General features: G+C 58.5%; 16 protein-coding genes and 3 pseudogenes. 6 read left to right on the forward strand and 13 right to left on the reverse strand.

What is annotated here, in order from left to right:
• Positions 1-318: 318 nt before the first annotated feature.
• From VB144_08740 to VB144_08750, 3 genes are all read right to left on the reverse strand, one after another.
• Positions 319-969 (reverse strand): hypothetical protein, encoded by a 651-nt coding sequence (locus VB144_08740; GenBank protein ID MEA4883725.1) that lies wholly within the window; start codon positions 967-969, stop codon positions 319-321.
• 105 nt (positions 970-1,074) lie between these two features.
• On the reverse strand, positions 1,075-1,227 hold the full coding sequence (locus VB144_08745) for a hypothetical protein (protein ID MEA4883726.1): 153 nt from the start codon (positions 1,225-1,227) through the stop codon (positions 1,075-1,077).
• Positions 1,228-1,284: 57 nt separating this feature from the next.
• The gene (locus VB144_08750) at positions 1,285-1,941 is read right to left on the reverse strand and encodes a DUF4277 domain-containing protein (protein MEA4883727.1); all 657 of its coding nucleotides are present in this window, start codon (positions 1,939-1,941) and stop codon (positions 1,285-1,287) included.
• A gap of 234 nt (positions 1,942-2,175) precedes the next feature.
• Between VB144_08750 and VB144_08755 the strand changes: the two genes are divergently transcribed.
• Complete coding sequence (locus VB144_08755; GenBank protein ID MEA4883728.1) at positions 2,176-3,138, forward strand: hypothetical protein; 963 nt, start codon at positions 2,176-2,178, stop codon at positions 3,136-3,138.
• Positions 3,139-3,154: 16 nt separating this feature from the next.
• Here the strand turns inward: VB144_08755 and VB144_08760 are convergent.
• Positions 3,155-3,450, reverse strand: a pseudogene (locus VB144_08760) (ABC transporter permease subunit).
• 365 nt (positions 3,451-3,815) lie between these two features.
• Here VB144_08760 and VB144_08765 point away from each other — a divergent pair.
• From VB144_08765 to VB144_08780, 4 genes and pseudogenes are all read left to right on the forward strand, one after another.
• The gene (locus VB144_08765; GenBank protein ID MEA4883729.1) at positions 3,816-5,045 is read left to right on the forward strand and encodes a transposase; all 1,230 of its coding nucleotides are present in this window, start codon (positions 3,816-3,818) and stop codon (positions 5,043-5,045) included.
• A 207-nt stretch (positions 5,046-5,252) separates the two neighbouring features.
• Positions 5,253-5,477: pseudogene (locus VB144_08770) on the forward strand (GNAT family N-acetyltransferase).
• A gap of 316 nt (positions 5,478-5,793) precedes the next feature.
• Positions 5,794-7,026 carry an ATP-binding protein gene (locus tag VB144_08775; protein MEA4883730.1) on the forward strand — a complete coding sequence of 411 codons (1,233 nt, stop codon included), beginning with the start codon at positions 5,794-5,796 and terminating at the stop codon, positions 7,024-7,026.
• A 190-nt stretch (positions 7,027-7,216) separates the two neighbouring features.
• A complete protein-coding gene (locus VB144_08780) occupies positions 7,217-7,576 on the forward strand; it encodes a hypothetical protein (GenBank protein ID MEA4883731.1) in 360 nt (119 codons plus the stop codon).
• Positions 7,577-7,655: 79 nt separating this feature from the next.
• Here the strand turns inward: VB144_08780 and VB144_08785 are convergent, their stop codons facing one another.
• The 4 genes from VB144_08785 to VB144_08800 form a co-directional block, all read right to left on the reverse strand.
• A complete protein-coding gene (locus tag VB144_08785) occupies positions 7,656-7,970 on the reverse strand; it encodes a hypothetical protein (GenBank protein ID MEA4883732.1) in 315 nt (104 codons plus the stop codon).
• Between the two features lie 67 nt (positions 7,971-8,037).
• On the reverse strand, positions 8,038-8,361 hold the full coding sequence (locus tag VB144_08790; protein ID MEA4883733.1) for a hypothetical protein: 324 nt from the start codon (positions 8,359-8,361) through the stop codon (positions 8,038-8,040).
• Positions 8,297-8,575 carry a hypothetical protein gene (locus VB144_08795; protein MEA4883734.1) on the reverse strand — a complete coding sequence of 93 codons (279 nt, stop codon included), beginning with the start codon at positions 8,573-8,575 and terminating at the stop codon, positions 8,297-8,299. The genes VB144_08790 and VB144_08795 overlap by 65 nt, the downstream gene beginning before the upstream one ends.
• On the reverse strand, positions 8,572-8,940 hold the full coding sequence (locus VB144_08800; protein MEA4883735.1) for a hypothetical protein: 369 nt from the start codon (positions 8,938-8,940) through the stop codon (positions 8,572-8,574). The genes VB144_08795 and VB144_08800 overlap by 4 nt, the downstream gene beginning before the upstream one ends.
• Positions 8,941-9,085: 145 nt before the next feature.
• On the opposite strand from VB144_08800, the pseudogene VB144_08805 reads away from it, so the two are divergent.
• Positions 9,086-10,246 (forward strand): annotated as a pseudogene (locus VB144_08805) (IS256 family transposase).
• Between the two features lie 353 nt (positions 10,247-10,599).
• On the opposite strand, the gene VB144_08810 reads toward VB144_08805, so the two are convergent.
• The 5 genes from VB144_08810 to VB144_08830 form a co-directional block, all read right to left on the reverse strand.
• A complete protein-coding gene (locus VB144_08810; GenBank protein MEA4883736.1) occupies positions 10,600-11,238 on the reverse strand; it encodes an O-methyltransferase in 639 nt (212 codons plus the stop codon).
• A gap of 51 nt (positions 11,239-11,289) precedes the next feature.
• Entirely contained in the window at positions 11,290-12,933 is a 1,644-nt protein-coding gene (locus VB144_08815; protein ID MEA4883737.1) for an ABC transporter ATP-binding protein, read from the reverse strand.
• Positions 12,934-13,180: 247 nt separating this feature from the next.
• Positions 13,181-14,545: a TolC family protein gene (locus VB144_08820; GenBank protein MEA4883738.1), complete on the reverse strand. Its 1,365-nt coding sequence runs from the start codon at positions 14,543-14,545 to the stop codon at positions 13,181-13,183.
• Positions 14,542-15,690 (reverse strand): TolC family protein, encoded by a 1,149-nt coding sequence (locus tag VB144_08825; GenBank protein MEA4883739.1) that lies wholly within the window; start codon positions 15,688-15,690, stop codon positions 14,542-14,544. Before VB144_08825 ends, VB144_08820 begins: the two co-directional genes overlap by 4 nt.
• A gap of 75 nt (positions 15,691-15,765) precedes the next feature.
• Complete coding sequence (locus tag VB144_08830; protein ID MEA4883740.1) at positions 15,766-16,431, reverse strand: ABC transporter ATP-binding protein; 666 nt, start codon at positions 16,429-16,431, stop codon at positions 15,766-15,768.
• Positions 16,432-16,467 lie beyond the last annotated feature (36 nt).

Consider the following 16,467-nt stretch of genomic DNA (forward strand, 5'->3'; position numbering starts at 1 on the left):
GGAATTGGTTGCATCCTTGTCTGCCCGGATTCCCTGGGCGCCGCTATACAGCCGCATGTCGCTGAGCACGGTGGGCTGCACGCCAAGCGGTCCAGCGGCCTTCTTCAGTTGTTTCTACATCTCGAGGCGACGGCGGCACTCGCTGCGCGCAGGGACTCACCATGTATCCAGAACACTCTTCGCCAACCGCCGCACCATCTCAAGTGCACAGTCGATCACAGATATTCGTCAAATTTGCTCGTCAATCCTCCTAAGCTCATTTTCCGCAGTAGGGGCCTATCAAGTTAAGCGTTACAGGACGGAGGGGACAAGATGCGGTCATGCCTGAGGGCGGCGGTATTCTCCGATCAGCAGTCCGAATTTGTCGAGGATACGGTAGTGAAAAGGCAGGGCGTTTTCCACGTGACTCACCTCGGCGCCGTTGGGCAGCTTGGCCTTGGTCAGGGCGATCTGGTCGAAATCGAGGAACAGCTCACGGGCGGATTCATCCATGCTCGCCTCTTTTAGCATGCGTTCGAGAAGGCAATAGACGGCAAGATCGAGATTGGTGACAAATGCAAGCTCCTTTATCCGCATATCCGATTCGAGAAGCACGGGTCTCACTTTGAGCTGGCTCTTGAGGCGCCGCATGCGTGTTTCGATGCGGCTTGGTTTCCTGGAAGTGCGGAATATGTCGGCGGCGCTGACGGCAGGATCCATTTGGTTTGAAACCACCATGTACTTGCCGTTGAGCGCCATGAGTCTTCGCAGGGCCTGTTCGTCGACGGACCAAGTGAAGTCGAGACGGGCGTCGTCGCTTGCCGCTTTGGGGTTGTAGATCTTCCGGTGCTTGCGCAGAGGACCGCCAAAGAAAGCGTCTATCCGCTTTTCGACGTAGTCGAGTTTCTTGTAGCGATACTTGTTTATCTTGCTGTCGCGAACATCACGCAGCCAGGCGTCGATTGTCTCCGTCTCTTTGGATCGTTTCATCTCGTCGACCTTGAGTTTGCTTGGGCTCTTGACGACGATTGCCCGAAACCACCTGGATTCGTACTTTCGTTCTTCGGGTTCAAGTTCTCGATGGAGGCCGATGCCTCATTCAGCGATGAAGAAGGGCTCGCCGACCTTGGATTTGTAGTCCGCTTCCTGGAACTCGTCGTCGCCCGTGTCTAGAATTAGTTGAACATAGCGGGCGTCATCGTCGGCTGAAGCCACGAACTTCGTGTTCCTTGAGTCCAGCAGGAACACGTTATCTACGCCTGCAAGCGCTCTATCCGCTACTACAACATAGTCGGCGCGGCCTGCTTAGCTGAGTGTGGCCTTCAGAGTCTCGATGTTGTCGACGACAAGGTCCGCATCGTCTCTTCTGCCCGGCTCTCGGCCGCTGGTGAGAGGTATGCCAGTGTCGGCATCCATGCACATGCCGACGCGAACGCGCTTGGCGTCAGTTCTTCCTTCCAGGGCATATCCGAACGTCACGAACTCGGAGTTCTCGTATGCCCCTTCGAAGTAGAACGAGGTGCTATCCCATATCACAAGCTCGGGGGAGACCCCGAAGTCGCGCATGGGTTTGAGACAGAACAACGCCTCTATGTCGCCGGAGTACGTAGCTAGGAGTTCCAGGCAGCGCCCGAGTTTGTCGTCGTCTAGCACGGCGGAAGGTATGCCGAAGAGGTCAACGGTGGATACATGATCTGCCCAGTCCGCGACCTTGTCCAGCGGCCTGGGAGAGTTGAGCCTGTTCAGGACGAGGATCTTGCACACCTCGCCTACCGATACCCTGGCCCTGTTCGACGCAAGGAGACAGACGCTGTCCACGATGTCCTCGAGGCCAAGCAGAGCCATGACCGGTTTCAGGAGAAAGAGGTTCCCGATGACCCTTGACTCGTACCCCGAAAAGACACCCGATGGATACGGGTTGAAGGTTCCATGGTGTTGCTTCTTGGGGTCCTTGAGCGCCATGCAGACCAGCCCCTCGTATCTGTATCGGGGCTATGTTCGACATGAGTGTTGCCAGTACCTTCTCAGAAGATTCTGGTTAGAGTTCGAAAATTCAGCCTTTTCTACTGCGGAAAATGAGCTAAGCCGTGTGACATGGTCATCTTCCGACGGTCAACCCCCGCAGTTCCAGCACCAGTGGTTCTGCAAACACGTCGCGGTATGACATCCTGTGAGTCGCGTGGGCTCGGACGATGAATGACATCCGTTTCCATACTGGAATTCGCCGGCAAGGCCCTTCTCCCCGAGCTTGGAGCTGGGGGATTTGCGGCCTCGTCATTCTATTGCCGATATCCCCTACCGCCGGCTCGCTCCTTCGAGACGCTCTCAGGGCTGAGGGTACGATTGGTGTCGGGCAGCTACTGGACCGGCCCAGGCAGCATCGGCGACGCCCGGCGGATAGTCAACTTCAACCACGGCGACGATACGAATGCGATTGAGCAGACAGCGTTGCATGTCACCGTCACCAACGGCTACAACCTTGTGCCCCCCGAGTGGCTCAGGTTCTGGGAATCCAGCACTGGAAAGCCCCTTACTGTGGGCATGTTCGACATGTGGCTGTTTAGCAGCGGATATGCCTTCCCTGACATCGGCGGCGGAAAGATCGGGTCGCCCATGCACACCCACCAGATCAACATCTCTCTGGGACTACTCGACTATAACCTGAAGAGCAGCGCGGCGGCGCACGTAAGGCGGCAGGACTGGGCACGTGAAGAGTCTGACCGCATTGAACAGGACTTCAAGAAGTGGCTGGATGAGCATCCTCATACCTATGAAGACTTCCATCCAAAGCCGGGGCAGTCCGCCAAATTCCTCGAAGCCTATGGGGCTCGAAAGGCCCAGCGGGAGGAAGAGAAGAAGGCTCTGGAAGAGCGCATCAAGCAGGCTGTCGAAGACCACATCGCCGCCCACCCCGACGAGTGGCAGCGGCGACGGTCAATCGAGATCGCTTACGTCGTGGCACACGAGCTAGGTCACGGCGTGGGAATCTCGCACCATGCAAACGATTCCGGCAATGCCATGTGCATTATGACAGTGTTCCAGTGCGACTACGACACTGACCCATACGACGTGCTGGATGCCCGTCAGCTTCACAAGATCCCGAACAAGATCTGCCCAAGCTGCATGAAGCAGATCGTCGTGTCGGATGCGAAGGGATAGCACGGGCGGGATATGATCAGCCCTTGACAGAGCCAATGGTGATCCCCTGGGTGAAGTACTTCTGAAACGCAAAGAACACTATCAGTATCGGCAGGGCTGCAAGGGTTGCGCCTGCCATGGGCACCACAATGCGCGTCAGGGTTTTCAGCTCACTGCAACCATCGATCTTGGCCGCTTCCAGGATCTCGCTGGGAATGGTCTCGCTGAACTGCTCTATCAGGAAGACGCCAAACGGCCAGCCTACTGCGGGCAAGATCGCCGCTGCAAGCGTATTGTGGATACAAGGCGCACTAAGGGGACAAGTATCACCTGCACGCGCGCAATCTCTGTGACGCAGTGGCACCTGTTCGAGAAGAGCACGATATGCGCCCTCTGCGATACCCGCCCTGCGGCAGTGCATCTCGTAGTCTCCAAGACTCGGACCTCGTCATCGTCGAGTTGTCGTACGAATCGCATCTGACCTACCCCTTCCTCGACGCCGAATAGGCGTCTAGGAATCTGTTCGGAAACTCTCGCGAACCCGCTGCATTTCGGTGACGGCAAGCGATGTGGGGTCGCTTGGGAGCGAAAAAGGCCTCTCGATTTCGTAACATAGTACTCCATTTTGCGCTCCAGAGGAGTCCTGGTTTGACGAGCGATGCAAGTATGCGCTGGGGGTCAGCAGAGACTTTCCGGGAATGGACGCGGTTACTCTCTGCGACCATCGAACAAGGTTCATGCAGTCCGGCATCATATTCGCGCTTTTTGCCGACCTCTTGGCCCAAGCCAAGGATAAGGGCCTTATCTCCGAGGATAGACTCCAGATAGTAGACTCCTTCATGGTCGGAGGGGCGGGTGCCGTTCAAGACACCTACACCCTTCTGCGCAAGGGGATCGTTCGTCTGCTCAGAGTCGCCGAATTCCACGAGCTGCGCTCCAGGCTTGAGCCGGTCCTTGCACGTCAAGACTACGGAGTCGATTCGAAACCCAAGATCAACTGGGACGATCCCGAGGAGAAGCGCAAGCTTCTGGAATCCTACGTGATCGATGCGCGCAATCTTGTGGCCACCGTCCGCGCTCTGCGCCCATTGCCCAAGAATCTCAGCGATGCATCCGATCTGCTGGAGCGCATCGCCAGCCAAGATATCGACAACGGCGACGGCCAGGTAAAGATGAAGAAGGGCGTTGCCAAGGATAGGGTGATATCAGTGACTGACCCAGACATGCGTCATGGGCGCAAGACGTCCTCTGCAAAAGCGAACGGTTTCAAGGCGCACATCGCTACCGATGGAGACTTCGTGACTTCCGTCGTGATAACTGCGGCTAACAAGCCGGATACCGAGCCCTTGCCTGAAGTCCTGAAGCAGTGCGAAGCTAACGGAGTTAAGCCCAAACAAGTTATGGGCGACAGCGCCTACTGCATCTGGCTGATCAAGGAGAACATGGCCCTGGACGGAATCGAGCTCATCGCAAAGGCACCATCCGAGGCGAGAGTGTACGGAAGGTATCCCAAGAGCATGTTCGACATCGACACACTGGCTGGGGTTGTTCGCTGTCCCGAAGGATCGCAGGCGCGATCTGGCCCGTCGGTGATCAAGTCGCGCACGGGAGCGGTCGTATGTTTATCAGACTGCGCGGCGTGTCCGTCCAGGACGGAGTGCACTCGGGCCAAGGTGGGCCGTACCATATCGGTTCATCCTTACGAACCGGAGATGGCGGCAGAACGGGAGAAACAGGATACCGCGGAGTTCAAGGAGTTCTGTGTTCAGCGATCTGACGGCGAAAGGGTCATAGGCCATCTGACGAGGCATGGAGCCAGAGATGCAGGGTACATCGGAATCCTCAAAGTGTGGTGCCAGGAGATTCTCGCGGCACTCAATTTCAACATCAAGGCCTTTGCCGGGCTATCGGCAGCAACCACCGGATAGCAATGCCAAGGGGGTAGTGTCGGTTCTGGACGAAAGAAGGCCTGAAAAAGGCAGACAGGCCGAGCCTTCAGAGACGCGAAACCTTGAATCCGCGGTTCGGAGCGTGCGATAATTCAGTTCTTGCCCATATTGTGCCATTGTCCGGTTCTCAAAGAGCCTGGTACGTTTCCGTCAGCGCGCATTTCGAGCAGACTCCTAGAGGTGACTGGGTATGGGAAAGCTCTCATGGAGTTTCTGTTCTCCTACTATCCTGATTGCAGGACTATGCTTGTCGGAACAGGCGATAGCTCTGCCGCTCTGGACTTCTATAGGAAGTGCGGCTTTACAGAGTCGCATCGTGTCAGGAGTTTCTTCACTGACAACTACGATCACCCAATATACGAAAACGGCAAACAGCTTGCTGATATGGTCTACTTGAGAAGGGAACGGTAAGTCCCGGCTTGTTGGCTATTGACCAGGGAGTCTTGGTGCTGAAGCCAGCAGACTCCGTGGCGCTGGAGAGAACACACGCATGGGGAGAGGACCGTAATGCCATTGTCCGGCATGTGGATTGGGCGCGGAGGGATACAGGCAGAAAGCTTCATCCGTCGCGATCACGACTGAATGGTCGGCTTGGTGTTGGCATGACGCGGGGGTCGCTCTATGCTTCGGTGAGCCACGGGGATACCGGTTGACATTCTGCTGGATTGCGGCTAAAATGCAAGAGCAACGGATATTTGCCGCAAACCTGGCGGCGGAATGGGTGAGCATGAAGTACATCAAAAGAAGTATGGAAGAGGTCTTTCTCCGGCTGAGCGCCGAGTATCCGGCGATCCTCGTCACTGGGCCGCGCCAGTGCGGCAAGACCACAATGCTGCAGAGGCTCATGAGTCAAGATGGAGGCGGACGCGAGTATGTCACTCTTGACGACATAAACGAAAGGCGTCTGGCCAAGACTGATCCGGCCATGTTCCTCCAACTGCACAGGCCGCCTTTGATCATCGACGAGGTGCAGTATGCGCCTGAGCTGTTCTCCTACATCAAGATGTATGTGGATAAGAGCCCCAACCAAGGGGCTTTCTGGCTGACCGGATCTGAGCTATTCAAGCTGATGGACGGTGTTCGAGAGTCCCTTGCCGGGCGCGTCGCGCTCTTGTACCTGTGGCCCCTTTCCCAGCAGGAGATGTACCAGTCATGCGAGGCTGCGCCGTTTGCATTGGATCTTGCGGCGCTATCCCTGAAGCAAAAGAGCGTCCAACCGGTCGGTACGCCGGAGATGTTCGAACGCATATTCCGAGGCGGCATGCCCGCTCTTGCAGGCGGCAGGTACAGTGACACGACGCGCTACTACTCGGATTATGTGAGTACCTATCTTGAGCGTGATGTGAAGACTATATCAGGCGCCATCGACTCTCTGCGATTTGCTGACTTCCTGACGGCGGCGGCTGCTCGTGCAGCTCAGACATTGAACTTCAAGAGCATCGCAGATGACTGCGGCATTGCCCAGGTCACTGCGAAGAATTGGATGAACATCCTGGAGAGGCTTGGGATCGCATTCTGCCTGCACGCTTATTCCAACAACGTATTGAAGCGCACAATCAAGGCGCCGAAGTTGTACTTTGCAGACACCGGGCTTGTTTGCCATCTCACGAAGTGGAGCAGTCCTGAGACGGCCATGAACGGGGCCATGAGCGGCGCGCTGTTTGAAAACCACGTTGTCGGCGAGATCGTCAAGAGCTATCGGAATACTGGCAGAGATCCCTACCTGTACTACTATCGCGACAGGGACATGAAGGAGATCGATCTGCTCATCGAAGGCGATGGGAAGCTATGGCCCATTGAGATCAAGAAGACCGCCGCTCCCGACAGAAAGCTCATCCGAGCGTTCAAAGTCATCGACAGGTCGCCCCTGAAGGTTGGCGTCGGAGCCGTCGTCTGCATGGCCGACAAGCTCGGCGCATTTGACGAAGACAATCTGATTGTGCCTGCGTGGCTCATATAGCCCCGATACTCGCGGTTCGGCCGGGAAAGCGCTAACCATTGTATACACTCCTGAGAGTATCAGACTCCCACGGGGTATGTCACGTTGTTCCTCTTGGGCAGAGAAACCGCAGCTTCGCCTGTGTAACTGCATTCAGTAACGAAAGGAGTTGGACGGTGCGTACATCAACGGGCGCTTTGGGTTCAGTATCGTGGTGCTGGAAGAATTCGGCATGGGACCGGAGCCCGCGAACGGAGACGGCAGGCACCTCTATGACAGGGACGGTTGTTATGTCACCGCGTCGGGGCGCCACAACTACCTTGGAGCGACCCTGGAGTCGGAGATGGAGGAAAGAAAAGAGGGCTTCGACTCGGTCGCCTATGAGAAGAAAGGGAAAGGATGGTTCGTCCTGTCATGGTATAAGGAGGATGATATCCTGTACCTGAAGGTATATGTGGGACCAGGGGCCATCAGTACTCTACATGTCCAGTACCCTGCGAGTATGAAGGAGCGGTACGACGAAGTCGTGACAATAATGTCCAGGTCCTTCCGGCCCGGGGATCTCGAATAGTCCGATCTCGCAATATCGCGCCTTTCGTGCGTTTGCGACCGCCTCACGAGCCACAGTTCATGTGCTTCGGCTTTCATTCCTACTCCTGCGCCGGGGCAGGGGCCATGATGGCGATGATGTCGTCCTTCTTGACGTAGGCGGCGAATCTGCTGTGGACTTCGGTGAAATCCTTGAGGATCGCTTCGGCCATCATATCGAAGGGAACGACCACGTAGCGCCCCAGAGGGGACCGACGGGGGTTGTACAAGAGGGTTCCCGTGACCCATCTTCGCTCATCAACATCTTGATGGGCCGCACCCTGGACAAGATATTCGATGCCGGCGCCAAGAAGGTGTTTGGAGCTGCGGCTATGAGGGCGGCTCTCAGGGAAGACGTCAAGTTCGACGTGGTGCATTCAGGGAGGGGTGCGTGTAAGGATTGTGGCACTCAAGGATTGGCATCTCTTCCTCGTGGGTGGCGCATTAGGCTGCCCGTAGGATGTTTACTGGATTCTGTATGCTCGAATTGGTTCTCTGCCTCCGCCTCTGCCAGAATTCGTCCCACTTGCTGTTCAAGATGCTTGTTCTCAGGTTCAGGACTTCCTGTGCTCCCTCCACGCTCCAGCGCATCCCTGGCCTCTTGTGCCGTATCTGCACCACGTTCTTGCATGCGCTCTCCACCACGCCGCTGCCGATGTGGTAACCCTTGGCCCGGTATTCGTCATACCTCATTCTCTCACGGCTAGTCTGAAGGTATCTTGCAGGGTTGTCGCGCTCCGCTGCCGATTCGTCGGCCAAGTCCGTCATAGAGCCTACTCGAACACGAGGTCGAGTTCAGTCCATCTGTGACTGCGATTGCCGCTTGTGCCTCAAGCTCCTTGTCCATCTCGGCGCCAATCTCCTCCGAAAGGATCTGTGCTTCCTTCGGAGACACGCTGATCCCGGAAAGCCTCTCCATGATCTCCGAGGCCGATTCAAACGGCAACTGGGCACAGCAATAGCTTGTCGCCTCCACGATCATGTCGCTGAAATGCCCTGCGGCACCCCTAGCTGCTCATCAAGGGGAACCCTGGAGGCCCCGCACCGCTTGCAGTGATAGTAAGCTCTCTTATAGGTAATCTGACCGCACCACGTTGTTAGTGTTCGACTACGGTCACCGGCAAACCTGAGCGTGCCGCCGCATTCGCAGGGCATCGTACTGCCGACGTAACCACTGCCCATTTCATCAATCTGGGCTTGGAGCAGCAACTCCCCAATTTGATGCATCGCAAGCTTGGCGCTGACCTCGATGTCATGCAACGTAACCTCATGGTCGCCACTCATGTTTTCCTTAAAGAGCCTATCGACTAGCTGCGGTATTGCTGAGACAATAGTAATGCTATTCATCTGTATCCTCCTCGATAGGCCAGCTAAGGGCCCTTTTCGAGGAGGATATCACTTTTCCGCCCATTGTCCCGTTTGGAGATGTCTACCGGTTTCCCCAGCCGTCCTTGCCACAGAACTTACACGCACCCTTCAGGGAGACCGTGGCCTGGCCGATCTACTTGAGGCCGTGCTCAACCAGGTGCTGCAGGCGCAGGCCACTGAGTACGTGAAGGCTGAACCCTATGAGAGAACCGAGGAAAGGGTGGGGTACCGCAACGGGACTAGGGATCGGCCGCTTACGACGCACGTGGGCACGCTGGTTCTTGAGGTTCCTCAGTTCAGGAACGGCAAGCTGCCGACAGACATGTTCTAGCGATACCAGCGCAGCGAGCAGGCGCTGATCGTCACGCTCATGGAGATGGTGGTGAATGGAGTATCCACTCGCAAGATCAAGAACATCACTAGGGAACTATGCGGAACCGAGTTTTCCAAGTCCACAGTGTCGGACATGCTCAAGGGGCTGGATCCCGTGGTGCACGAGTGGATTGAGCGACTCCTTGGTACGTATCCGTTCCTGATCGTCGACGCCATCGTGATCAAGATACGCAAGGGAGGTCGTGTCTGGAGCCAGAGCGTGCTCATGGGCACTGGCATAAACCCCGAAGGGATCCGCAGGTCCTTGGTCTCCGGCCTGCGGACAGCGAGAAGGAGACCTCCTGGAGAGACTTCTTCAGGTGGCTGAAGGGCAGAGGCCTTGCGGGCGTAGATCTGGTGGTTTCCGACGACCATGGCGGACTGGTCAATGCGGTAGCCGTGGAGTTCCAGGGCGCATCATGGCAGCGTTGCCAGACTCATTTCATCAAGAACATTCTGGATGCGTGCCCGAAGGCCGTTCAGCACGAACTGCATTCGAGGCTGCGCCTCATGTTCGAAGCGCTCGACATGGACACTGCAAGGGTATTGCTGGATGGGATAATCGACGACTTCGGCGGGAAGGCCCCCGGGGCCGTAAGCAGGCTCGAGGCTGGGTTTGAGGATGCGATGGCGGCCATGGCCCTGCCCGAAGGCCTTCGCAAGAGGCTGCGAACGACCAACCAACTGCGCGGAACGCCTAAACGAGGAGGTCCGAAGGCGCGAACGGGTCATCAGGATATTCCCGAACGACGAGTCCGCCATTAGGCTGATCGGAGCTGTGTTGATGGAGATAGACGAAGCTTGGTCAACCGGTCGCCGCTACCTGAACATGGAGGAATATTGGCGATGGAAGCAGTCATGCGAGTCGGGCGAGGCTCAACTGCTGCCGACCGGAGCGCAGCGGGCGGCATGAAGCCCTGAACATGACACCCCAAGCCGGTAGCTGCCGTCCCCTCCGGCGCAGGCCGAGAGGCAAGCGGCATGCACAATTTCCCCCTCGATGTGAAGCGCCGCCTGTATTCCCGAATCGCCGGTGCTCTCAAGGCCATCGGAGAGGATGGCCCCGTAGACGGTAAATACCACATAGACATCCCGCTGAGCGTCCAGCCGCAAGTCTCGATGCTGAAGGACTCCGGGTTTGTCGATGTCGAAGTAGTGTTTAGTCAGGGCGTAGCTGCCGTTTTCTGCGCGAGAGCGGGGTGGTGGAGCGCCCGTGCCGCGCGGGCACGCCCGGTTGACCAATCGCCTGCCCAGTCGCCTGGTAGCCTAGACACTCTGCGCTTTCCTCACGGCAACTGTGACCCCGTCGCCTACCGGGAGGATAGTGCTCTCGAACTCGGGACACTCGGCAACCAGCCGGTTGAACTCGTCTATGGGCGGGATGAGATCATGCCACTTCGGATCGAGGTTGATGACGGGGAAGAGGGTGTCTTCGGCCACGAGGAGCCCCTCTTCCTTGAGCAGGCGCGCGCATTCTGGAAGCAGCGGCGGGTACAGCCGCTTGTCCACATCCAGGAAGATGAAATCGAACGCATCGAGCTGCGGGAGCACTGTCCGGGCATCGCCGAGGATCTGTTCGATGCTGCCCGCCACGCCGGCGCGTTCGAAATTCGCGCGGGCCTGCAGCGACGCCTTTTCATCCTGCTCGATGGTAGTGACCGTGCCGCCCCATTCGGCCACGGTCTGCGCTATGCAGGCAGTCGAGTACCCTATGCTCGTTCCGATCTCCAGTATTCTCATGGGGCGGGTCAGCCATATGAGCACTCTGAGCAGCCTGGCCACGTCGTCGTCTATAACGGGGCCATAGGTCTTTAGGTCAGTGGCCGCTCTGTAGAGTGCCTGGTTGAGCGATGTCTTGCCTGAATACAGGCGCGCGATGTAACTTTCCGCGTTCTCGGTGTTCATCGAACTTATCCCCCTTGTGCCGCCTGCCGCCGGTGCTGTCCGGGCAGGGAATCACCTGCTGTAGGCCTTTCCGCCGTCTATCCGGATTTGCGTCGCTGTCATGACTGCGAGTTCGGGGTCGTGTGTCAGTATGATGCAGATCTTGTTGGAGAACAGCGCCTGCAAGACTTCCCTCAGCAATTCGCGCATCTCTGCGTCGAGGTGTGCGGCGGCCTCGTCGAACACGACGACATCGGCGTCTCGCAGCAGCGCGCGCAGTATGGCTACGATCTGTCTTTGGCCGCCTGAAAGACGCTTTCCGCCTTCGCCCACTCCGGTGGCGAGCCCCTGGGGGAGCCGTTCGAGCAGTCTCGCGACGACGGGCGTATCCGCCTGGTTTTTCGCCAGCATGTCCCGGACGCGCGCGCTTTTCCTCTTCCCGTCCTTGTCCATGTCCTCGTGCGCTTTTTCATCCCCTTGCTGCGCCGGAGCCGCCAACTCCAGATTCTCCTCGACGGTGCCGTCGAACAGGAACGGGTCCTGGGAGACCACGGCGATCCGCCGCCGCAGCTCGATGATGTTGAGGTCGCGCAGTTCACGACCGTTCACTGCGATCTTGCCTTGGTAGCCGGGGTAGTAACCTAGGAGCAGTTTCACAATGGTGGATTTGCCTGCGCCGTTGGGCCCTGCGAAGCTGAGGCTTGCGGGCCGGGTTGCGCCGAGGGTGACCCCGTCCAGCACGGGCCGGTCGGGCGCGCTTGGGTAGGCGAACTTGACGTCGAGCAGCTCGATACGGTCGATACGCCCGGGCGACGGCTTGTCGGAGAATTCCTCTTTCTCCGTGGCATTGTCCATGAACTCGCTCACCCGCTCCAGGGAGGCCAGGGCTGGCTGGACCATGAGGGCGTAGGTCATGAGGTGCGCGAAAGGCGCAAGGAGTTTTCCGGTGTACCAGGTGAAGGCCATGTAGCCGCCGAGCGTGAACGTGCCTCCCACGATGCTTCTTCCTGCGAGATAGAGGACTGCCACTGTGATGAGGCTGGTGATCAGAGTGAGCAGTTGGCCGCTCACCACGGCCAACGCGCCCTGACGCACGCTGGCGCTGGCGAATTCGTCGGATAAGCTGATGGCCTTCTGCGCCCGATTGTCCTCTGCTCCTAGGTTCTTCACTTCTTCTACGCCGTCCAATGTTTCCTGGAGATTGGCGGACATGACCTCCGCCGTCTCCATCAGCTTCTTCGAGGAGCTTCGATAGCCGCCCGACAGGAACCTGACCGCGGCATAGTACAGGGGAAGCAGCGCGAGCAGCATAACGGTCAGACGTGCGTTCATGGCGAGCATGATCGCGAGCGCTCCGACGAACCCCACTACGGATACCAAAATCTTGAACGTATTGGGGCTGAACAGCATGCCGACGGAGGAAATCTCTCCGAGCCGCGCTGTAAGATAGCCTGTCTGTCGTTGCTCCAGGAACTCTATGGGCAGACTCAGCACGCGCCGGAACACTGTGCGGCGTATTTCGCTCAGGATGGATTGGCCGGTCACCAGGAAGACGGCGTTGGCCGCGAAGTCCGCGATTGTGCTTGCGATATACAATCCGGCCAGGGCCGCCGCAAGTCTGCCGAGAAGGGCCAGATCGCCGCCGACGATGGCGACGTCCACGATGCGCTTCGTTACGAGCGGCGGAAGCAGGGCAATTCCCGCCACGATCAACATGAGGAGGCTTCCGAGCGCTACGGCAGGCCACCGCTTTCGAACGCTTACGAGTATCAGCCGGCGGGCGCCGCCCGCTGTGGCGGCGGCCACGCCGGCCTTCGAGTTTGGCCCACCCGTTGGGGCTGCTAGCGATGTCGCTGTTGTCAATGTCGTGGCGCCTCCTCAGCACTTGTACTCTGCGGCGCAGTGAGGATCTCTGGCCTTGCTCCGGGCGCCGCTTCAGCTACTCGATGGGCGCCCTGAGAGACTACAGCGATTCGCCGCTGCCAATCGCCGCTCGGAGCTTGGGCTTCGCGATGAAGCATGCGGCCACGGAAGAGGCTAGATCGGACTTCGCCTTGCGCACCGTCTCAATGGCCTCGGATACCTCCGCATATGACACTGCCCCCATGCGGCACTGCTCTTCCTTGACCTTTAGGGTTGCCACGGCAATGCCTACCGTTGATTGCGCCAGTTCAACCGCGGTTTCGGCATCGCGAAGGCTGTAGAAGGCTTCGGCGACTTCAAAGATTATGGAGTTTACCGTCTCGTCTACATTGGCTCTGGCCTGTTCCAGCAGGTCCTCTGCGGACTTGATGGCAATGTCGGCGCCATAGTCCGGGGTGAGCAGAGCCGAGACTTCAAGCCCTGCATTCCATTTCCCCCCGGACGACAGGCGCCCTTGCAGTGACACACCCGGACACTTCGCTGCGATCGCGCAAGCCAAAGCTACCTCGGCGTCACCCACATCCTGCTGCGCCATGAGGATCTCTGGCCTTGCCCCGAGCGCCGCCTGCACACACGCGTCTAGATCCATCTCTGCAGGCCACGCCATATACTCTCCTACTGGGGCAATATGCACTGTCGCCGCTAGTTCGACGCCTATGGCTCTGTTCAGGTTCATGCGGGCGATAGCCAGTCCATTCCGGTCAGACTCAGTTGCCGCCTGGGCTTTGGCCATGCTCGCCCTGGCGCCCAGCAGATCAAGATCCCCCGCGTTGCCCAAAGTGTATCTCGATTCCACAAAACCCGCGTGTTCTCTCGCGCGGGCAAGAGCCTGATCGGCAGCAGCAACCCTGTCCTGCGCTGCAAGGACATTGAAGTACGCAGCTTGCGCTGAGGTCCGGGCCTGGCGTATTGCCTCTTCCAGACGTGATTGGGCCTTCAGTGCCTGAGATTCGGCGGACCGAACCGGATCTGCGGTTTTCTTCTCCGGGCCCAGTATCGGCATGAACAGGCTTGCGCCCCAATCGCCCTTTCCCTGCGGACCCGGCTCTGATAGTAGCAAAGACATGCTGGCCGACAGCGACAGAATCCCGCTTCCGAGCGGGATTCGCACCTCCCCGCCCACGCTGCTCGTGGCCGGAAGCTCGGCCTCAGCCCGAAGAGGCGCAACGCGCAGGACCACGGACGGTCGTCCTTCTGCTTCAGCCGCCTGTAGCTGAAGGCGAGCAACCTCCAGAGCTCGCCTGGCAGAAGCAACTGACGGAGCACAGGATTCGGCCATTCGCATGGCGTTTTCCATGGTCAGCGGCGGGACCTCAGGGGCGCCGTAGCAGGCGCAGCAGGCCGCTGCGAGCGCCAACGTTGCCAAGCATGCCGTGGCAAGAGCGCGCAGGGGACTCTTGTTCATGAAGACTCACCGGGTTCAGCGTCTTCTGCCGGGTAGTTCGTCCACGCGTCGAACCGCAGACGTTCGATGTTGTAGTTCATCACCGCCTGAAGCTCAGCCAGTCTCGCCTGGGTGAGGCCGAGCTGCGCGCCCAGTAGCGAGTTGGCGATTTCCATGCCATGCTCGTACCGGAGTTTCATAATCCTGTAGCTTTCTTCTGCCTGCTTAGCCGCGGCAGACGCAATTGAGATCGCTCTGCGCGATTCTTCCAGCGACAGATACATCCGTCGAACCTCAACTCGCACTCCTTGTTCGGACTTGGCCGCAGCCAGCCTGGCTTGCTCAAGTGCATTGTTCAGCTGCCGCTTGGTGAGTTCAGGAGTATACTCGTTATCCGCGAATCCGACCTCGAGCTGGGCAATCTCCAATGCTTCGCGGGCCTGCACAATCTCTGGCCGGCTCTTGAGAGAGCGAGCGAGGGCAGCCTCGTAATCCACCTCGCCTGCGATCGGCTGGGCGGAATCCACCACTACGACGGGCATTCCAAGGTCAACGCCCAGCGTCTGCTTCAGAGCTAGCTGCGCCAGTTCGAGCTGGTTCTCGGCGGAAACGGTCTCCGCGGCCGCACGCTCCAATGCGATCTCGGCCGACATTACGTCCATCTTGCTGGCCAAACCTGCCTCCGACTTCAGGCGCACGATTCGGAGGCTCTCCCGCGTTTGCTCCTCGGACCTGCGCATTATCCCCATGCGCTCCTGAGCTGTGACGAGGTTGTAGTAGGCTTTGTCGACCTCCAGCATCAGAGACTGCTCCTTGGCAACCAGGGCGCGTGCAGCGTCTTTTCTGGCGCTAGCTGCACGTTTGGATGCGACTACAGAGGGCCTTAAGAGGGCGTCCGCCTCAGCCATCTTGAACTGGATCTCCGATGCTTCGAACTCCAACTTCGCTATGGAGTAGTCGTAATTGCAGCCCATCGCGCGGCCTCGGGCTTCATCGAGCGCAAGCTTCACAGGTTCGTTCTGAGCGGCGGCGCATCGCGCGCCTTCATGGGCGCAAAACACTAGCGTCATCAGAGTGACAATGGCTACAGCCAGAGCGGTTCGTGCGCACCAGCTGCGGGCGGCCGCGCCTCCGGCCGGCCCAGAGCGGAACATTCTTGTGATCATCATGGTCAACTCCTTTCCAACAAGGCCTTGGCGCCTGGCAACTGATGGCCCTTCGCGTGCTGGAACGGCGCCCGCTTACGCCGATGCCGACTCCGATACTGCCGCTCGCTGGTCCGAGTCTACCTGCCCGTCGCGCATGGTTATGACCCGGCTTGCCCGGGCGGCAACTTTCTCGTCATGGGTGACCATCACGATGGTGACTCCTCGCGTGTTGAGCCCGTCCAGGATGTCAAGTATCTCTTGGCCCTGCTTTGTCGCCAGGTTTCCAGTGGGTTCGTCGGCGAATATCGCATCGGGGTCGTTGGCCAGGGCCCTTGCAATGGCCACACGCTGCTGTTCTCCCCCTGACAGCTGATTCGGAAGGTGCCGGAGCCTGTGGCCCATTCCCAGAGAATCCAGAAGCTCCGCGCCTCGCCTGGCGCGCTCCGCCGGCGCGACGCGTGCGTATGTCATGGGCATCATCACGTTCTCAATCGCCGTGAGTTCGGGGAAGAGGTTGTAGCTTTGGAAGACGAACCCGAAGTGCCGGCATCTAATCCTCGCCAGTTCAGCGTCGGGCAGGCGGGTCACCTCCACTCCTTCGAGCAGGTACTTGCCGGATGTAGCTACATCCAGGCCGCCCACGATATTCAGAAGAGTGGACTTGCCCGACCCTGACGGCCCCATGACCGCAGCGTATTCCCCGCGCTGAATCCGAAGCGATACGCCGCTGAGGGCCGCAACCTTCACGTCTCCCATCATGTATATCTTGGATATGTCCTCAAGTTCTATGAAGGC

Source organism: Clostridia bacterium, from assembly GCA_034926675.1.
Lineage (GTDB): Bacteria > Bacillota > DTU025 > DTU025 > DTU025 > JAYFQW01.